The 17,400-nt window shown below is 46.6% G+C and carries 18 protein-coding genes; 15 read left to right on the top strand and 3 right to left on the bottom strand.

Going from position 1 to position 17,400, the window contains the following annotated elements; translation table 11 throughout:
• The first annotated feature begins 4 nt into the window (after positions 1 to 4).
• From deoD to BBB58_RS13900, 13 genes are all read left to right on the top strand, one after another.
• The gene (gene deoD, locus BBB58_RS13955) at positions 5 to 718 is read left to right on the top strand and encodes a purine-nucleoside phosphorylase (protein WP_015880817.1); all 714 of its coding nucleotides are present in this window, start codon (positions 5 to 7) and stop codon (positions 716 to 718) included.
• A 121-nt stretch (positions 719 to 839) separates the two neighbouring features.
• On the top strand, positions 840 to 1,985 hold the full coding sequence (locus BBB58_RS13950; RefSeq protein WP_074037750.1) for an MFS transporter: 1,146 nt from the start codon (positions 840 to 842) through the stop codon (positions 1,983 to 1,985).
• A gap of 152 nt (positions 1,986 to 2,137) precedes the next feature.
• Positions 2,138 to 3,523: an aldehyde dehydrogenase gene (locus tag BBB58_RS13945; protein WP_074037749.1), complete on the top strand. Its 1,386-nt coding sequence runs from the start codon at positions 2,138 to 2,140 to the stop codon at positions 3,521 to 3,523.
• Between the two features lie 153 nt (positions 3,524 to 3,676).
• Complete coding sequence (locus BBB58_RS13940) at positions 3,677 to 4,387, top strand: Crp/Fnr family transcriptional regulator (protein WP_074037748.1); 711 nt, start codon at positions 3,677 to 3,679, stop codon at positions 4,385 to 4,387.
• 178 nt (positions 4,388 to 4,565) lie between these two features.
• Entirely contained in the window at positions 4,566 to 4,685 is a 120-nt protein-coding gene (locus tag BBB58_RS15075; protein ID WP_224863290.1) for a cytochrome c oxidase subunit 2A, read from the top strand.
• Positions 4,686 to 4,709: 24 nt separating this feature from the next.
• A complete protein-coding gene (locus tag BBB58_RS13935; RefSeq protein ID WP_015880821.1) occupies positions 4,710 to 5,180 on the top strand; it encodes a cytochrome c oxidase subunit II in 471 nt (156 codons plus the stop codon).
• Positions 5,181 to 6,866 carry a b(o/a)3-type cytochrome-c oxidase subunit 1 gene (locus BBB58_RS13930; RefSeq protein WP_074037747.1) on the top strand — a complete coding sequence of 562 codons (1,686 nt, stop codon included), beginning with the start codon at positions 5,181 to 5,183 and terminating at the stop codon, positions 6,864 to 6,866.
• Positions 6,867 to 6,918: 52 nt separating this feature from the next.
• A complete protein-coding gene (locus BBB58_RS13925) occupies positions 6,919 to 7,509 on the top strand; it encodes a kinase (RefSeq protein WP_074037746.1) in 591 nt (196 codons plus the stop codon).
• 139 nt (positions 7,510 to 7,648) lie between these two features.
• Complete coding sequence (locus tag BBB58_RS13920) at positions 7,649 to 8,041, top strand: GntR family transcriptional regulator (RefSeq protein WP_074037745.1); 393 nt, start codon at positions 7,649 to 7,651, stop codon at positions 8,039 to 8,041.
• The gene (locus BBB58_RS13915) at positions 8,019 to 8,699 is read left to right on the top strand and encodes an ATP-binding cassette domain-containing protein (RefSeq protein ID WP_074037744.1); all 681 of its coding nucleotides are present in this window, start codon (positions 8,019 to 8,021) and stop codon (positions 8,697 to 8,699) included. Before BBB58_RS13920 ends, BBB58_RS13915 begins: the two co-directional genes overlap by 23 nt.
• Positions 8,696 to 9,502, top strand: coding sequence for a hypothetical protein (locus tag BBB58_RS13910; RefSeq protein ID WP_074037743.1), 807 nt, complete (start codon positions 8,696 to 8,698; stop codon positions 9,500 to 9,502). Before BBB58_RS13915 ends, BBB58_RS13910 begins: the two co-directional genes overlap by 4 nt.
• Positions 9,503 to 9,511: 9 nt before the next feature.
• Positions 9,512 to 10,612 carry a hypothetical protein gene (locus BBB58_RS13905; RefSeq protein ID WP_074037742.1) on the top strand — a complete coding sequence of 367 codons (1,101 nt, stop codon included), beginning with the start codon at positions 9,512 to 9,514 and terminating at the stop codon, positions 10,610 to 10,612.
• Positions 10,613 to 11,020: 408 nt separating this feature from the next.
• Entirely contained in the window at positions 11,021 to 11,593 is a 573-nt protein-coding gene (locus BBB58_RS13900; RefSeq protein WP_084543114.1) for a hypothetical protein, read from the top strand.
• 137 nt (positions 11,594 to 11,730) lie between these two features.
• On the opposite strand, the gene BBB58_RS13895 is transcribed toward BBB58_RS13900, so the two are convergent.
• The 3 genes from BBB58_RS13895 to BBB58_RS13885 are packed head-to-tail and all read right to left on the bottom strand — an operon-like array spanning position 11,731 to position 14,014.
• Positions 11,731 to 12,375 carry a hypothetical protein gene (locus BBB58_RS13895; protein WP_074037741.1) on the bottom strand — a complete coding sequence of 215 codons (645 nt, stop codon included), beginning with the start codon at positions 12,373 to 12,375 and terminating at the stop codon, positions 11,731 to 11,733.
• Positions 12,372 to 13,538: a DEAD/DEAH box helicase gene (locus tag BBB58_RS13890; RefSeq protein ID WP_074037740.1), complete on the bottom strand. Its 1,167-nt coding sequence runs from the start codon at positions 13,536 to 13,538 to the stop codon at positions 12,372 to 12,374. The genes BBB58_RS13895 and BBB58_RS13890 overlap by 4 nt, the downstream gene beginning before the upstream one ends.
• A gap of 53 nt (positions 13,539 to 13,591) precedes the next feature.
• Positions 13,592 to 14,014, bottom strand: coding sequence for a hypothetical protein (locus BBB58_RS13885; RefSeq protein WP_015880830.1), 423 nt, complete (start codon positions 14,012 to 14,014; stop codon positions 13,592 to 13,594).
• Positions 14,015 to 14,375: 361 nt separating this feature from the next.
• On the opposite strand from BBB58_RS13885, the gene pflB reads away from it, so the two are divergent.
• Positions 14,376 to 16,622 (top strand): formate C-acetyltransferase, encoded by a 2,247-nt coding sequence (gene pflB / locus BBB58_RS13880; RefSeq protein ID WP_074037739.1) that lies wholly within the window; start codon positions 14,376 to 14,378, stop codon positions 16,620 to 16,622.
• Between the two features lie 56 nt (positions 16,623 to 16,678).
• Positions 16,679 to 17,395, top strand: a complete 717-nt coding sequence (pflA, locus tag BBB58_RS13875; protein ID WP_074037738.1) for a pyruvate formate-lyase-activating protein — start codon at positions 16,679 to 16,681, stop codon at positions 17,393 to 17,395.
• Positions 17,396 to 17,400 lie beyond the last annotated feature (5 nt).

Genomic DNA, 17,400 nt, shown 5'->3' with positions numbered 1-17,400 from the left:
AAACATGAGTGTACACATTGGAGCTCAAGAAGGACAAATTGCAGAAACGGTATTACTTCCAGGGGATCCGCTTCGCGCCAAGTATATCGCGGAAACGTTTTTAGAAGACGTCGAATTATATAACGAAGTTCGTGGCATGTACGGCTTCACGGGAACATACAAAGGAAAACGCATCTCAGTGCAAGGTACAGGGATGGGTGTCCCATCGATGTCGATTTACGTGAATGAACTCATCATGTCGTACGGTGCTAAAAACTTGATCCGTGTCGGAACAGCGGGCGGAATTCAAGAAGATGTTAAGGTACGTGACGTTGTTATCGCGATGAGCGCATCAAGTGAAATGGGACAAAACCGTGTCCGTTTCAACGGAATGGACTATGCGCCAACAGCGACGTTCGACCTCCTACATCGTGCGTATATGAATGCAGAAAAAGCGGGTATCCCGGTCAAAGTCGGACAAATCTTCACGGCTGACCAATTCTATCAAGATGATTTCCATCACTTCAAGAAATGGGCGGACTTCGGTTGCCTCGCGATCGAGATGGAAGCAGCAGGTCTTTACACGCTTGCAGCGAAACATAAAGTGAACGCGTTGACGATCCTCACGATCTCTGACCACTTGTTGACGGGTGAAGAGACGACTTCAGAAGAGCGTCAGTCGACGTTTGATGAAATGATTCGTGTCGCTCTCGACACAGCCGTCGAAGTAACAAACTAAGCGATTTTCCCTATAGCCTTTGGCTGTAGGGATTTTTTGTGTCTAAACCTATTCATCCCTATGAAACGGGTGGAGCACCAGCTAGACTAAGAATAAGATCACGGGAAAGAGGAATTGTCCGATGAAAACTCCATCACGTTTTATATTATATACAATCGTATTCTTTGCCTTTTTTGATTTTTTCGCCCAACTTCCGATCATGAGCACATTTGCGGTATCCGTTGGGGCATCCTCGTTTATCGCTGGCTTTTCCATTGCAATCTATTCGTTGACGAACACGTTTGGAAATATGTTATCTGGCATATGGACTGACAGAAATGGTCCATATCGGGTTTTGGTTCTCGGCTTGTTTCTGACGAGCTTCAGTTTATTGGCTTATCAGTTCGTCGACTCAGCATTTATGCTGCTGTTTGTACGGTGTATTCATGGCTTTATGGCCGGACTCATCGTCCCAGCTGCATTTACGCTGTCGGCGAACGTCACCGCGATGAACCGTCAAGGTAAGAAAGTCGCCATTACCGGTAGTTTCGTCGGGTTAGCTGCCATTATCGGTCCAGCATTCAGCGGTATCGTCGCAAGCATTACATCGCCACCAACTGTCTTTTTATTCGTCTCTTTATTCGGTTGGGTGATTCTCATCGTGACGATTGTGACAATGCGAGGAAGTCAAACGGTCGAGACAATAATAGAAAAAGAGAGGACACGGAAAAAACCGGATCCGAAAGTGCTTCGTGCCTATTGGGGCGCTTTTTTCTTTTTTTTTTCTCAAGGGGCGCTCGCCTTTTTACTGCCGCTCCATGTGCAGGAACTTGGATATGATTCACGATTGAGCGGGACATTGCTCAGTATGTTCGGCGTGGTAGCCGTCCTGTTCTTTTTATTGCCGACGAACCGATTGTTTGATCGATTCTCTCCGACAAAGTTGACCGCACTTGGGGTGGCTATCATCGGGATAAGCCAGGTGTTAATTGGACAATCGGGTGTACAAACTAGCCTGTATGGGGTACTTGCCTTATATGGTGTCGGGTTTGCCATTTTATTCCCGGCCATTAATACGTTGTTGATCCAATCGACCTCTCCACAAAATCGAGGGAAAGCATACGGGGCGTTTTATGCCTTTTTCTCTCTCGGAACGGTAGCGGGGTCATCATTCTTAAGTGTTCTTCCACTCTCGATCGTCCAGCAGTTCACACTGACCGGCTTGATTTTAGGGAGCGCAAGCCTGCTCTTTCTGATCAGCGCGAGAAAAAGAGTACGGATGTTTTGACACGAGGGAAGCAATCGCTTACTCTATGATTAAGCGTTTAAACATTTAAACGCTTTGTATTATAGTAGGTTGATGAAAGCGTTTTTTTTATTTTTTTTTTTCACACGATGATAAAATGAGATAAATGTGATGAATCATAAGGAGGAAAGTTTATGCTGGCACCGATTGAACAGTTGACGATTGACGAGCTAGTCCAGAAACAGCGCCGCTTCTTTAAAACACAGGCGACAAAATCGATGGCATTTCGTTTGAGCATGCTGACGTTTTTAAAGGAGTCCATTAAGCATTATGAAGCGGATTTGCTAGAGGCGCTTCGCGAAGATTTGAACAAGTCCGAATTGGATGCGTATACGACGGAAATCGGATTTATTTACGATGAGATTTCACGAACGACGCGTGAATTGAAGCGGTGGATGCGTCCGAAGCGTGTCCGTGGGACGGCGATTCATCTTGGGATGAAGAGTGAGATTCAATATGAGCCGTACGGCACGGTGTTGATCATCGCTCCATGGAATTATCCATTCCAATTGGCTGTTGCTCCGCTCATTGGTGCGATTGCCGCAGGGAATACAGCCGTTGTCAAACCTTCAGAATTGACGCCGAATGTTGCGCGTGTCCTGACGCAGGTGCTCGAGCGTGCCTTCACCGATCGATATGTGGCAAGTGTCGAAGGGGATAAAGATACAGCGCAAGAGCTGTTGGCACAAAAATGGGATTACATCTTCTTCACGGGATCGACGCAAGTCGGGAGAATCGTCAATCAGGCGGCAGCGAAGCATCTGACGCCAGTCACGCTCGAACTAGGTGGGAAATCACCAGTCATCGTTCACGGAGATGCGAACGTCTCCATTGCGGCAAAACGTGTCGCCTGGGGTAAATGGATGAACGCCGGTCAAACATGTGTCGCACCAGACTATGTGCTCGTCCACGAATCGCAACAAGAAGCATTTTTAGAAGCGATTAAACAAGAGGCGTTTGCGATGTTTGGGAATGGTGTCGGCACGAAACGATACACGCGCATCGTCAATGAATCACACTTCGATCGTTTGGCTCACTATTTGACAGAAGGTGACCTTGTGTTCGGTGGAGAGATGAACCGGGATGAGCTTAAAATTGCGCCGACCGTCATGACGAATCTTCATGAAGATGCTGATGTGATGAAAGATGAGATTTTCGGTCCGATTTTACCAGTCATTCCATATCGTCAATTGGATGAAGTGATCGAGTTCATCTCAGACCGACCACACCCATTGGCGCTCTATCTCTTTACAGAGTCAAAGGACGTGGAAAGAACCGTCATGAAGCACCTTTCCTTCGGTGGCGGGTGTGTGAACGATGTCATCATGCATTTGACGAACCCAAATCTACCGTTTGGTGGAGTGGGCGAGAGCGGAATGGGGGCCTATCATGGGCGAACGAGTTTTGAGACATTCAGCCACGCGAAGTCTATTTTAAAAAATACGACCAAATTTGATTTACCAGTCCGGTATCCGAACTTCAAACCGGCTGAACAATTGATTCGACTGATTCAACGATGAATCGATGTAAAGATTCGGGGTCATACCCGAATCTTTTTATTTTCAAAAGATTGTTTGAAATGTCACATACTTTTATGATACTCCCTGTCACACTCCTGTATAATAAAGTCATAAATGGAACGGACGAATGAAACGTGGAGGGAGCACCGACCTATGTCAATGCAATGTGGAACGACCCAACCGAACAGTTTTGTATTCTCAGATGAAACGAAACAGCTGTTACTCGAAATAATGACGCTTCAGCATCATCCAAAAGCGAGTATCGTGTGTTGGGAAGGTGAGAAGTGTGATAAGTTCTTTTATTTGAAGAGTGGATCTGTCAAATTCACGAAAATCACGAAAAAGGGAAATCCACTCGTCATGTTCATGTATGGATCGGATGATTTCTTTGGTGAGTTTGACATCGTGGAGACATTCCCTAGTTCGTATAGCATCGAAACGACTGAAGAGAGTACCATCGGGACGATTTCAAAACGAGAGTTAGAATCGCTTATGCAGCGCGATATCCGTTTTGCCGGAGAAATCTTGCGCTGGACATCGATGATGCGTAAGCATTCCGAAATGAAAGTGCGCGACTTATTGTTGTATGGAAAACCTGGTGCATTGGCTTCGACGTTACTTCGAATGGCCGCGATGCATGGAGTGGAGGAAGAAGATGCAATCGTGATTCCTCGTCATCCGTCTGACGGAGAACTCGGACAACTGATTGGAGCACCGCGTGAGACGGTGAACCGATTGATCAGTCAGTGGCGAAAAGAAGGTGTCATCAGCACAACAACGAAATCAATCATCATTCGCGATGTCGACTTTTTAAAAGAGTTATGCCATTGCGAAGGCTGCCCGGCAGGAATATGTCGTTTGTAAACCGCCCCATGTGGAGGCGGTTTTTTTGTGGATTTTTTTTGTACAAATGTGAACTTTATGTGTTGAAACTACGCAAAATTGATGTGATTGTCACTTTTTGAGTGATAATTATCACATATTATCACCAGAGTGATTGCATACAATAAAGGTGGAAAAACAAGCGAAAGGGGTCTTACACGTGGAACATAAAGATGGACAAGAACCGAATTTAAAAGGAACGTTCACATCGGTCATGATCGTGGCGGGTGTCATCATCGCCATGTGGTCATCAGTCTTTTACTTATTCGTCACTCGATAAGAATTCAGGGAGGAGGGTCTCATCATGCATATTCATAAACTAGAAAAATATTGGCTTACATTCGGCATCATTCTACTCGCAGTCTTCCTGACTGTTCTCGGGGTATCCGCATTCGCGGCAGGTAATCAACCCGCATCGGATGCAGACTTGATTGACCCGGCAAAAGTAAATCAGACGGCTCCGTTCGACAAACCAGGACTTCATCAAATTGGTGAAAATGAATACGAGCTCGTCATGATCGCACAAGCGTTTACGTTCACACCAGGGAATGTTGAAATTCCAAAAGGGGCAAAAGTGACGTTCCTCGTGACATCACCTGACGTCGTCCACGGATTTCAGTTGACGGGTACGCCGGTCAACATGATGATCGTCCCGGGACATATCAACTCGTTGACGTACACATTCGAGGAAGCTGGCGAATTTTTAATCTTGTGTAACGAATATTGCGGTACAGGGCATCACATGATGTCGACTAAAATCAAGGTGGTGGAATAAATGAATGACGTATCATCTAAACTGAAGCAATGGGAGATGGAACGCGGCGTACCGGTTCCGAGTATCGGAGCAAAAGAGGCACGTCTTGCCTATGGACATGTTCTCGTATCCGTTCTCGCCATCTTGATTGGGGCGCTAGCTGGATTGACTCAGACATTGATTCGGACGGGTGTCATTCCTGAAATCTTTGGATACTATCAACTTCTGACTGCGCACGGGATCATGCTTGGAATCGTCTTTACGACGATGTTCATTATCGGTCTTTTATATGCCTTATTGGCGAAGTCGTTCGGTCGCTTTGAATCGTTCCCGACACGTGTCGCTTGGCTCGGTTTTTGGACGATGATCATCGGTGCTGTCATGGTAACCGTCATGATTTTGGCCAATAAAGGGACGGTCTTATATACGTTTTATGCGCCGCTCATGGCAGATCCGCTCTTCTATGTCGGACTCGTGTTATTCGTAGTCGGGACATGGTTGTCGTCTTTCGCGATGTTCCGCATGTATGCGGATTACAAGCGTGACAACCCTGGTATCCATCCACCACTTCCGGCGTATATGAGTATCATGACGATGCTTCTTTGGGACATTGCGACACTTGGTGTTGCAGCAACGATTTTATTCCAACTCCTTCCGCTCTCGTTAGGATGGACGGATACAGTCGGAATCGAGTTATCTCGTACATTGTTCTGGTACTTCGGTCACCCGCTCGTTTATTTCTGGCTCATGCCGGCATACATCGTGTGGTATACGGTCGTACCGAAAGTGATTGGTGGGAAGATCTTCTCGGATGCGTTGGCGCGGATGGCGTTCTTGCTGTTCTTACTCTTCTCATTCCCGGTCGGTTTCCACCATCAGTTGACAGAGCCAGGGATTGAACCGTTCTGGAAATTCGTTCAAGTCATCTTGACGTTCTTAGTCGTCATCCCATCATTTATGACAGCATTCTCGCTCTTTGCGACGTTTGAACTTCGAGGTCGTGCCCTTGGCGCGAAAGGACTGTTCGGATGGGTGAAGAAAATGCCATATGGCGATGTTCGCTTCCTTGCTCCTTTCGTTGGGATGTTGTTCTTCATCCCGGCTGGCGCAGGTGGAATCATCAACGCTTCGCACCAATTGAATGCAATGGTCCACAATACGTTATGGGTCACAGGACACTTCCACATCACAGTAGGTACTGCCGTCGCCTTAACCTTCTTCGGAACAGCGTACTGGCTAGTCCCAGTCCTACGTGGTCGCACGTTGACGAAGGCGATGAACAAGCTTGGATTGATACAAGCAGGAACATGGGCATTCGGTATGGCGATCATGTCCTATGCAATGCATATCTCAGGATTGAACGGGAACCCACGTCGTACGGGTCCGGCAACTTATTTCTCAGATGCATTGACGCGTGAATGGATCCCATATCATGTCATGATGGCAATCGGGGGAACAATTTTGTTCATCTCTGTTCTCATCTTCGTCTACTCGATGTTCAACTTGTCATTCCTCGCTCCAAAAGGCGAAGAAGAATTCCCGCTCGCTGAGACAGAAGAGGCGGCGATGGATACACCGCGTTACTTCGAGAATTGGAAGCTATGGATTACCGTGACATTTGTCTTGATCGCATTTGCATACACCGTTCCAATCTGGCACTTGATTGAGAGTGCGCCTCCAGGAGCGCGTGGTTGGGTACTCTGGTAAACTGAAGTCAGCTCATTCGTGAGCTGACTTCTTTTGTGTGAGGAGGAACGATATGAACATATTAGACGTCATCCGTGCGGCTCGTTCGATGCACTCAGAGAATCGACCGTTTGTGGTAGCGATTGATGGACTGAGCGGAGCGGGCAAGACAACGCTCGTCTCACATTTGAGCAATGAGCCGAGTGTTTACGTTCTTCACATCGATGACTATATCGTTGAACGGGACAGACGCTATCAGACCGGACAGCCTGAACCGGTGGAGTATTACGCACTTCAATGGGACGTCTCGCGCTTAGAACGTGAACTGTTTCGTCCATTGAGGAATGGGATGACGGAATTGACGTTACCTCGTTACGTGTATGAACGAGATGTCATCGCAGAAGAGATCGTGGACGTATCATTCGCGCATACGGTTGTCGTAGAAGGGATTTTTCTACAACGTCCTGAATGGCGTTCTTATTTCGACTATGTGATTTATCTCGACTGTCCCCGAAAAGTTCGGTACGAGCGAGTTTTGAACCGGGATACATACCTCGGTGATCCGACAACACGGCTTGAGAAATACAAGCGCCGGTACTGGCCAGGAGAAAATTTGTATCTTCGGGACGTCGACCCGAAAAGAGGGGCAGATAGCGTGCTCTGACTGAACGTTTTAACATCTGACGCACGTGTCAGATGTTTTTTGTTTGGAGAAAATAAGAAAAAATGATTGACGTCTTAGTGTATTACGCTAATAATACAGTTAGGAAGTGTATTAACCATGTCATACACTTAGAAAGGTGATGAACATGCAATTCAATACGAGGACACCAGTTTACCTACAAGTCGTCGACTACTTCAAGAAGAAGATGGCACTCGGTAAACTGAAAGCCGGGGATGAAATGCCATCCCGGCGAGAACTAGCGAACGATCTAAAAATTAATCCGAACACCGTTCAAAAAGCGTTCAAAGAAATGGAGGACCAACAATTGATTACGACCGAACGAAATCGACCGAGTCGTGTAACGACAGATGGTACGGTATTGGCACAAATCCGCTCTGAGATTGTAGATGACGCGGTCGCGGTATTTGTGGAAGCGATTCAAGAACTCGACGTCTCGGTAGACGAGCTGGTCGATAAGATTAAACGTCAGTACAAGGAGGGGACGTACGATGATCGAAGTGTTGGGAGTTAAAAAGCGCTATCGCCGGAAACAAGTCATTGAAGACGTTTCGTTCACAGCGAATAAAGGGGAGATTACGTGCCTCATTGGACTAAACGGAACGGGGAAATCGACGTTATTGAAAGGCATCATGGGATTGACACCTTTCGATAAAGGTTCGGTATTGATTGATGGAAAACCAATTGATTTGAATCGTGTCGCCTTTGTCGCCGACCATGCGATGTTCCCAATTCATTTCACGATTGAACAATGTGAGGCGTTTATGAAAGATTTTTATCCGACATTTGATTCGGCATTATTTGCTCGTCTCGTCGAAGATTTTAAATTATTCCCGGAAGATAAGTTGAGCGAGTTATCGAAAGGGACGCTCGCCAAAGCGAATCTTGCGCTCGGCATTGCCCAAGACCCTGATTATCTATTGCTCGATGAGCCGTTCTCAGGAATCGATGTCTTTTCGAAAGAACAGATTGTTGAACTGTTCTCAAGTGAAATCATGGAGAGCCGAGGCGTCCTCATTACGACACATGAAATAGAGGATATCGAATACTTGATCGACAAGGCAGTCATGTTGAATAACGGACGCATCGTTCGTGAGTTTGACGTCGAGGATGTCCGTTTCATTCACGGGAAGTCGATCGTCGATGTGATGAGAGAGGAGTACGGGGCATGAATCTATTGAAACTATTGAGTTGGGAAGTTGAACGTGTCACGAAACCGTTCTTGACATTAGTCGCAGGTCTTATCGTTATACAGTTTGGATATCTCGGTTACTTTTTATGGGACGAAACAAACTTTTATGAACAGTTGCGACGTGAAGGAAATGCGGACTATCAACTATCATTTTTAAATTACTTAAATGGCACTCCGTATCTTTTATCACTCGGAATTGCCGTTGCAGCGATGTTGCTGTACAGCGTATGGATCTGGTATCGCGATTTTCAAGGACGAGGGACGTTCATGATGCGACTGCTCACGATGCCACAAAAGCGGATGACCTTGTTCTTCGCTAAACTCGCTACCATTTTAATGATGACGTTAGGGTTATTTGCCATCGAATGGATTGCCCTCAAATTACAGTACATAGCGTTCACGAGTTGGTTTGATGGAAAGATGATACCGATGGGAGGCTCATTCGAGCAAGCTATTTCCTACCATGGGATGTTAATGGTTATGTATCCTTCTTCGCTCATCAACTTTGTCATTCATCAATTGATAATCACGATTGCTGTGCTCTTCATCTTCGCATTCGTGTTGATTGAACGAAGTTTCTGGCAACGGACGATGTGGTCACCGGTACTTAGCTTGTCGATTCTAGTTGTCATCTTGACCATTCCAATTTTAGGATACGCGTTCCTGTCGAATCGACTAATTTATGATGAGACGATCGTGTACGTCGGTATGGTATTGGTCGTATGGGCAAGTGTGACGATTTGGCTAGGTCGAAGATTTTTACAGACGAAACTGAATGTGTGAGGTGAGAAAATGAAACGAATGTGGAATGTGGCCGCGCTCGGTGCGGTCATCGTGATTGGGCTTGGGACGTTTGCCGTTGATGCGACGGAACCGAAAGCAGAATGGGCGTTAGACATCAGTTCGAATCCATCAGTGTGGGAAGACGCAGTGGTAGAGATTGGTTATAGCAGAGAGGATGATGTTGAACAGCGGTTTGAAGTGACGACTGAAGAGAGTCACATCACGTCAAATTTGAACTATATAGCTGAGGGATTGCGATATCGGGAACGTTTGAATGGAGATGCGCGTTCCATTCATCGAATCATGAATGGATGGACGTATGCCCAATCGATTCGAACAGAAGACGGATATATCGGGGTCGGTCAGGATGGGATGAAAGAGCTCATCGTGTTTAAACAAGAAGATGGAGAAAAGTTATCGACATTTTCATTCGATGCCAGTGATTCAAAAATATACGACATCGTGAACGGGGTGTGGGCAGGCGCATTTCTGAATGATGGCCAGTTAAACTTAATCTATCGAGATGGATATGACGAAAACGTAAAAACAATGATCGCCACGTTTAATGAAGCGATGAATGAGGTGACCGTCAAAGAATTGAGAATGGATATAGGATTTATCACCCATGTCATCAATACGAATCGTTTTTATGCTACCGATGTATCCTCTCAAGTGACAGAAACTCGTTACATCTCTGTCGGTGTCAGCTCGTACGAAGTGATCCGAGAAGGGGAAGAGGAAATCAATGTTGAGGATCCGGATCCAGGACTCTTCGCTTACGATACAAAAACGGGGAAAGTTGTTCAACTGGCAGAAGGGCAAGGCTTTTGGGATGATACAGTGTCGGGTCACAACCTGTTCGCCTTAAATGAGGACGGCGAGGAAGTCGTTATCGACTTGAACACCGGAAAAAAAACGACCCGGGAAGTTCTTGATTCAGTTGATCACGCATTCTATGAAAATGGTCGCCTTTACCAAACGCGCCAAGCGAAAGACGGTGTTGTCATCGATGTATACGAGGATGGGAAACAAATCTCGAGTGCGGCAATCACGCCTGAAAATGAAGAAGCGCGTGATATGCTCAAACAGATTGACGTATATGTCAGATAAAAATATAAAAGATGGGTCCATCCAAAACATAGGTCAGCATCATTATGAATGATGATTGCTACGATAACGTTATAACGGTGAAAATGACTCATCTACTGCCTAAGCGGACATAGTTGTCCGTTTTTTTGTTTTTTTCAACTCTAAATATAGACATATGTCTTGCCCCTTAGAACATCTTTTTCGGGCTTACATTCCAAATTTCAGTATGTTAATTTGCGAGTGAATGGGAGGTTATATAAATGAAAAATTCGACTAAAGAGTGGATTTATATCCTGCTCCTCGCAGCCATTACTGTTATACACTTTTTTGTGGATGGTTTGTCTGAGAATAGTAAAGCGGTTATAACCATTGTAATTTTTCTAATCGCTGTAGTGCTTAAGTTTGTAGTAAAAACGAAGGAGGATTAACTTGTCTATAAAATCGAAAGTCATATCAGTTATGATGGTGATGATACTTGTTTTGTCTACCTCATTTATACCAGGAGATTCAGCTAGCGCTGCTGAAGATTTGAATGAACAGGACTTACAGTTAATTGAGATCCTAACTGCAATCGAGAATATGCCGGATGAAGTGATTATGCAGGGCGAGGAAGCCATTAAAATATACCTTGAGAATGAAGTAAGTTTCACACTTGATTTGGATGAAAGACAAGATTTAGCGGGTGTTCGAAAGGCTAGTATAGGTTCAATTGCAGGTTGTGTAGGAGCCGTTGGAACTGCAATCGTCATCAATTTTACTCCAGCGAAAATCCTGAAAATCAAATCTGCCTTGAAATCTGTCGGTGGTGCTACGAAGTTTGTTAAAGCAATCAAACCATACTATCAGATGTCACGAGAAGATAAATTAAGTAAGACAGCGTCACTCAAACAAGCTGTTCGACTCGCCGCTAAAGATGCAGGACCAGATGCGCGCGAAGCCTTGCTAGACCTCTTCGGTGTTTCATCTGTGATTGGATCATGTTCAGCAGCCTTTGGAAAATAAAAAAACTCCGATGGATTTCGGAGTTTTATAAAACTTGAGCGGGTCTTGGTATACCTGCTCTTTTTAGTAGCGTTGGAATACTGAACTTGTGCCGATCAACATGGTGAGGGGATGATTGCATGCTGATCCTGCTTTTTTTACTTAGTTGGTTTCGGTATGATGACGCCTTCTTCTAAATCAAGCAACAAGTCAATCAGTTCCGCGCAGAACTCTGGGAACTGCTCCAAAAAGGCACCGGGACCGACTTCATCTGTAAAGTCGATATACAGATCGGCGACATTCCCAGACATCTTCGCAGGTAAGGCGAGAAACGCCGAACCGAAACGCCAACTGCCTCGGATATCGAGTAGCTTCCCGAGAATGAGGTCGCCGGTCTCACGTTCTTCTGGTAACTGAACAGCGTATGTCTCTTTTGACTCCCAGTCTTTCAACTGACCGTCTTCTGTGACTTCAAAGATGCTACAACGCGGGACAGCTAGTCCACGGAGTGCGTGATAGAGGGCAGGGGACATGTCGCTCTTATGGTCGGCCAAGTAGCGACCATGGGGTGTCATCCCATCCTCATCCGTCTCAAAGAAGACGGCCCAATCGATGAAGAGGTCACGGAAGAGTTCGGCATCTTTTAAGTGCCATGTCCCTTCCGATGCAATCTCTTGAATATAGTTCGTCCACTGTGTGCTTCGCGCAAGAGCCGCTTGCTCATACAACTTTTTCAGTTCGGCATGCAATTCGGACTCTTCGACGAGCAAAGGGAAGGGAATTACTTTCCGGTCTTTTTTCATCGGCGCTGTCCTCGCTTGTTCGCAGGACGTTTGACGACAGGAGGCTTCTCCTCAATCCGTTTCTCAATCACGTCACCGCGATAGATTTCGAGCTCTTTCAACTCGACACCGAGTTGACGCGCGAACGATTTCAAGTGCGGCAGGTCATCCGTCGTCACGAGGGAAAGGACAGTGCCTCCCGCGTTACCGCGAGCGGTACGGCCGGAACGGTGAATGAAGTCATCGATTGATTCCGGTAAGTCGAAATGGACGACGTGTGTCACGTCTTCAATATCGAGACCGCGTGCAGCGAGACCGGTCGTGATGAGGAGCGGGTATTCGCCTTTGCGGAATTCGCGTAGCGTCTCGACGCGTTCGCGCTTCCCTTTCAAGCTGTCGAGCATCCGGTAGTTCACTTTCAACTTTTCAAGTTCTCCGCGAAGCGGTGGCAAGAACGAGCGGTTGTTGATGAAGGCGAGTGCCTTCACACCGTCGACGTGTGAAAGACGACGAAGAAGTTCCGGTTTATACCGGCGCGTCGTCAACAGATAGCCGTACGTCACTTGATCGCTTACGGCACGTTCGATTTTGATATGAGCCGGTTCGTTCATGAATGGTGACGCCCACTCTTGGAGTGAGTCGGTGAGTGTTGCCGAGACGAGTGCAAGCTGACGCTCGTGCGCGGTATGCTTGATGATTCGTTCTGCGGCCTCTGTCAAACCGCTGTCGATGATTTGGTCGGCCTCATCTAAAATGACGGTATGTGTTTCGTGGAGCTTCAGTTTTTTCTTGTCTTTTAACTCGACGAGACGACCCGGCGTCCCAACGATCAAGTGAGGTTTTTTCTTGTTTTTTTCGATTTGACGTTTCAATTCGACACCGCCGATGAACGAACCGATGCGGACGTCGCCTTTTTCGGTGAAACGTTGTGCGACTTGTTGAATCTGCATGACAAGTTCACGGGTCGGGGCGACGACAACGACTTGGATGCGGTCATTCGACGGATCAATCTTTTCAATGGCTGGAAGGAGGTAGGCGAGTGTCTTACCCGTTCCGGTTGGTGCCTCGATTGTCACGTCTTTTCCATCTAATAGTAGGGGAAACGCTTCTTTTTGGACCGGCATCTGCTCATTGAAGCCCATCCGTTCCCACGTTTCGTTAATAAAAGGTTTTGTAAAATTCATATTCGGTCTCCTTATCTTTAGGCAAAAACAAAGGAAGCGACAGCGCTCCCTCGTCAAATATAGCGAACATGCTCCTGACCATCTTCCATGGAAGAACGTAACGTCTGTGTATACGTCTGACCGTCTTCGATGAGTTGGATGTGGGCGTCTGCACCTTCTGCTGTCAATTCAACTTTCTCAATCGTGAATCCTTGATAAACGCGATACTGTAACTCGGCCGTCATGTTCTCGAACGGTTTCAGTTCCGGATGTGTCGTAATGACATGGATTGGACGCGACAAAAGTGCGGCGAGTAGCTGGTCGCGATAATCAATAAAATCTTCGTTCTCGATGTCATCGTCGAAGCGGATCCAAAACCCTCCGTCTTCAAATTCTGTGATAAATCCGTCACGCTTTTCGCCGGCCTCATCGACCTTTAATGAGATGCGATCGCCAACCTGAAAGGCGTGATTTGCTGTTAATGGTTCATACGTCATGAGTAGAACCCCTTCCTCTTATACAATGTTCTGCCTTCATTGTGTCTGATACGACACAAAAATTCAAGTTCTAACCGAGTGATGTGAGATTAATCACCTTAAAAACTGTATAGTTCGTCACAGAACAATCAAATTAGTACAGATGATAGATAAACCTTATCTAATTAGGGATCATCTGTTTCAAACTATATAAACTAGCAGATATAACAGTTTTTAAAACGCTTTCAAAAACGGCTATTTCATCACGTTCATAAGATTGTTACAAGTTTCACAAGAATGTAAAACATATTGTTCACGTTTTCACGTACACTCACAGTATAGATAACACGCAGTTACTTTCGAGAATGAGGAGTGAATCAACATGGCAACCGAAATCAAATCCGCATGGTCAGGTTTTGTCCCTGGTCAGTGGACGAATGAAGTGAATGTCAGTGAATTTATCCGTTTGAACCGTCATGAGTACACAGGAGACGATACGTTTTTAGCAGGTCCGACCGAAGCGACAAACGTTCTTTGGAATCGTGTGATGGAACTAACAAAAGAAGAGCGTGAACGTGGAGGCGTCTGGGACGTCGATCAACAGACACCATCGACCATCGTATCGCATGGACCAGGTTACTTAAACAAAGAGTTAGAGAAAGTCGTTGGCGTTCAGACGGATGAGCCGTTCAAACGTTCAATTCACCCGAATGGCGGCATCCGTATGGTCGATGCGGCACTCGAATCATATGGTTTCGAGCCAGACGAAGAAATCACAAAAATTTACTCAGAGATTCGTAAAACACATAACCAAGGTGTCTTCGATGCCTATACACCAGAAATGCGGGCCGCTCGTAAATCAGGAATCATTACAGGGCTTCCCGATGCATACGGTCGCGGACGCATCATCGGTGACTACCGTCGTGTCGCCCTTTATGGAATCGACTTCTTGATGGCAGAACACAAAAAAGACTTGGCAAAACGTGGCGGGTTCTTATCTGAATCGGACATCCGTGACCGCGAAGAACTATCTGAACAACTTCGTGCCCTCCAAGAACTTAAACAACTCGGAGCCGCTTATGGATTTGACCTCGGTCGTCCTGCGGAAAATACGCAAGAAGCATATCAATGGGTATACTTGGCGTATCTTGCTGCCATCAAAGAACAAAACGGTGCCGCGATGTCACTCGGTCGCGTCTCGACCTTCCTTGACGTGTACGCTGAACGTGACCTTGAAACGGGTCGCTTAACAGAATCAGACGTCCAAGAAATCGTTGACCACTTCATCATGAAACTTCGAATCGTCAAATTCTTACGGACACCGGACTACAATGAATTATTCTCAGGTGACCCGACTTGGGTGACAGAATCAATCGGTGGGATGAGTCAAGACGGTCGCTCGAACGTCACGAAGAGTTCATTCCGGTTCTTGCATTCACTCACGAACCTCGGACCAGCTCCAGAACCAAACTTGACGGTCCTTTGGTCGACGAAACTTCCAGAAGGATTCAAACAATACTGTGCGAAAATGTCGATTGAAACTTCGGCTATTCAATATGAGAACGATGACTTGATGATGCCACAATTCGGTGATGACTACGGCATCGCATGTTGTGTGTCACCGATGAAGATCGGGAAACAAATGCAGTTCTTCGGTGCGCGTGCCAACATGGCGAAGGCTCTCCTTTATAGCATGAACGGCGGTCGTGACGAGAAGAGCGGTGCTCAAATCGCTCCAGTTTGGGAAATGAACACAGAAGACGTGCTTACGTACAAAAAAGTATATGCCGACTTTGACCGGACGCTCGACTGGTTGGCAGAGCTATACGTGAATACGCTCAACGTCATTCACTTCATGCACGATAAATATGCGTATGAACGAATCGAAATGGCGCTTCACGATCCTGAAATCTTACGGACGATGGCTTGTGGGATCGCGGGTCTCTCGGTAACGGCGGATAGTCTTTCAGCAATCAAATACGCTAACGTCAAACCGATCCGTAATGAAGAAGGAATCATCGTCGACTTCGAAACAGAAGGGGACTTCCCGAAATTCGGAAACAATGATGACCGTGTCGATGCAATCGCCGTCGAACTCGTCGAATCATTCATGGAGAAAGTACGGAAACATAAAACATATCGTGACGCACTTCATACGCAATCGGTCCTCACGATCACATCGAACGTCGTCTACGGTAAGAAAACAGGAAATACGCCAGACGGTCGTCGTGCGGGTGAACCATTCGCTCCAGGTGCCAACCCAATGCATGGACGGGATACAAAAGGTGCGGCTGCATCGCTCTCATCTGTTGCGAAACTTCCATTTGAACACGCGCAAGACGGAATCTCTTACACGTTCTCAATCGTACCGAAAGCACTCGGAAAAGAAGAAATCGCACGCGAACTCAACTTGGCGGCGCTTCTCGATGGGTACATGAGCGGAGAGCACAAAGGACATCACTTGAACGTTAACGTCTTCAACCGCGAGACGCTTCTCGACGCAATGGAACATCCAGAAGAATATCCACAACTTACAATCCGCGTATCAGGATATGCGGTCAACTTCATCAAGTTGACACGTGAGCAACAGATCGACGTCATCAACCGTACGTTCCACGGTTCGTTGTAAATAAAGGCTTAGCGGCCTTCTACGGAGGGCCGCTCATTCGTTAGGAGGTCATTTCGATGACAATGGGATATGTACATTCGGTCGAATCATTTGGAACAGTTGACGGCCCTGGTATTCGCTTTATCGTCTTTTTACAAGGTTGTGCGTTACGTTGCCTCTATTGCCATAATGCAGATACGTGGGATTTCAAAAAGAATAATCACCGCTCGGCTGAAGACGTCATTCAAGAGGCGCTCAGCTACCGTCCGTTCATGGACGCATCGAAAGGCGGCATCACGATTTCTGGTGGCGACCCACTCGCGCAACCTGAATTTTTAGAGGCGCTGCTGCGTGAAGCGAAAAAGCATGGGCTTCATACGACACTTGATACGTCTGGTGCGCTCCGACCTCCTAATTTGGATGCGATTTTAGATCACACCGATCTTGTCTTGCTCGATATCAAGCATATCGACGACGACATGTGTAAAAAGCTAACGGGACGTAGCAATGCCAACACGCTCGCGCTTGCCGAACACCTTTCCGAGCGCGGAACGAAAATGTGGATTCGCCACGTCCTTGTACCTGGATGGACGCTCGAAGAAGGTGCGCTTCGTCGCACGGCCGCGTTCATTCAAAAGCTAGACCATGTCGAGAAAGTCGAGATTTTGCCTTATCATGAGATGGGCGTCTACAAATGGGAGGCGCTCGGACTCGATTATCCGCTTAAAGGCACGAAGCCCCCGACATCCGATGAAGTCGAATGGGCAGAAGGGATTCTGCAGGGAACCGTATAAAAAAG

It is taken from the genome of Exiguobacterium profundum (assembly GCF_001909285.1).
Taxonomy (GTDB): Bacteria; Bacillota; Bacilli; order Exiguobacteriales; family Exiguobacteriaceae; genus Exiguobacterium; species Exiguobacterium profundum.
This window is presented reverse-complemented; position numbering and strand designations above follow the sequence as displayed.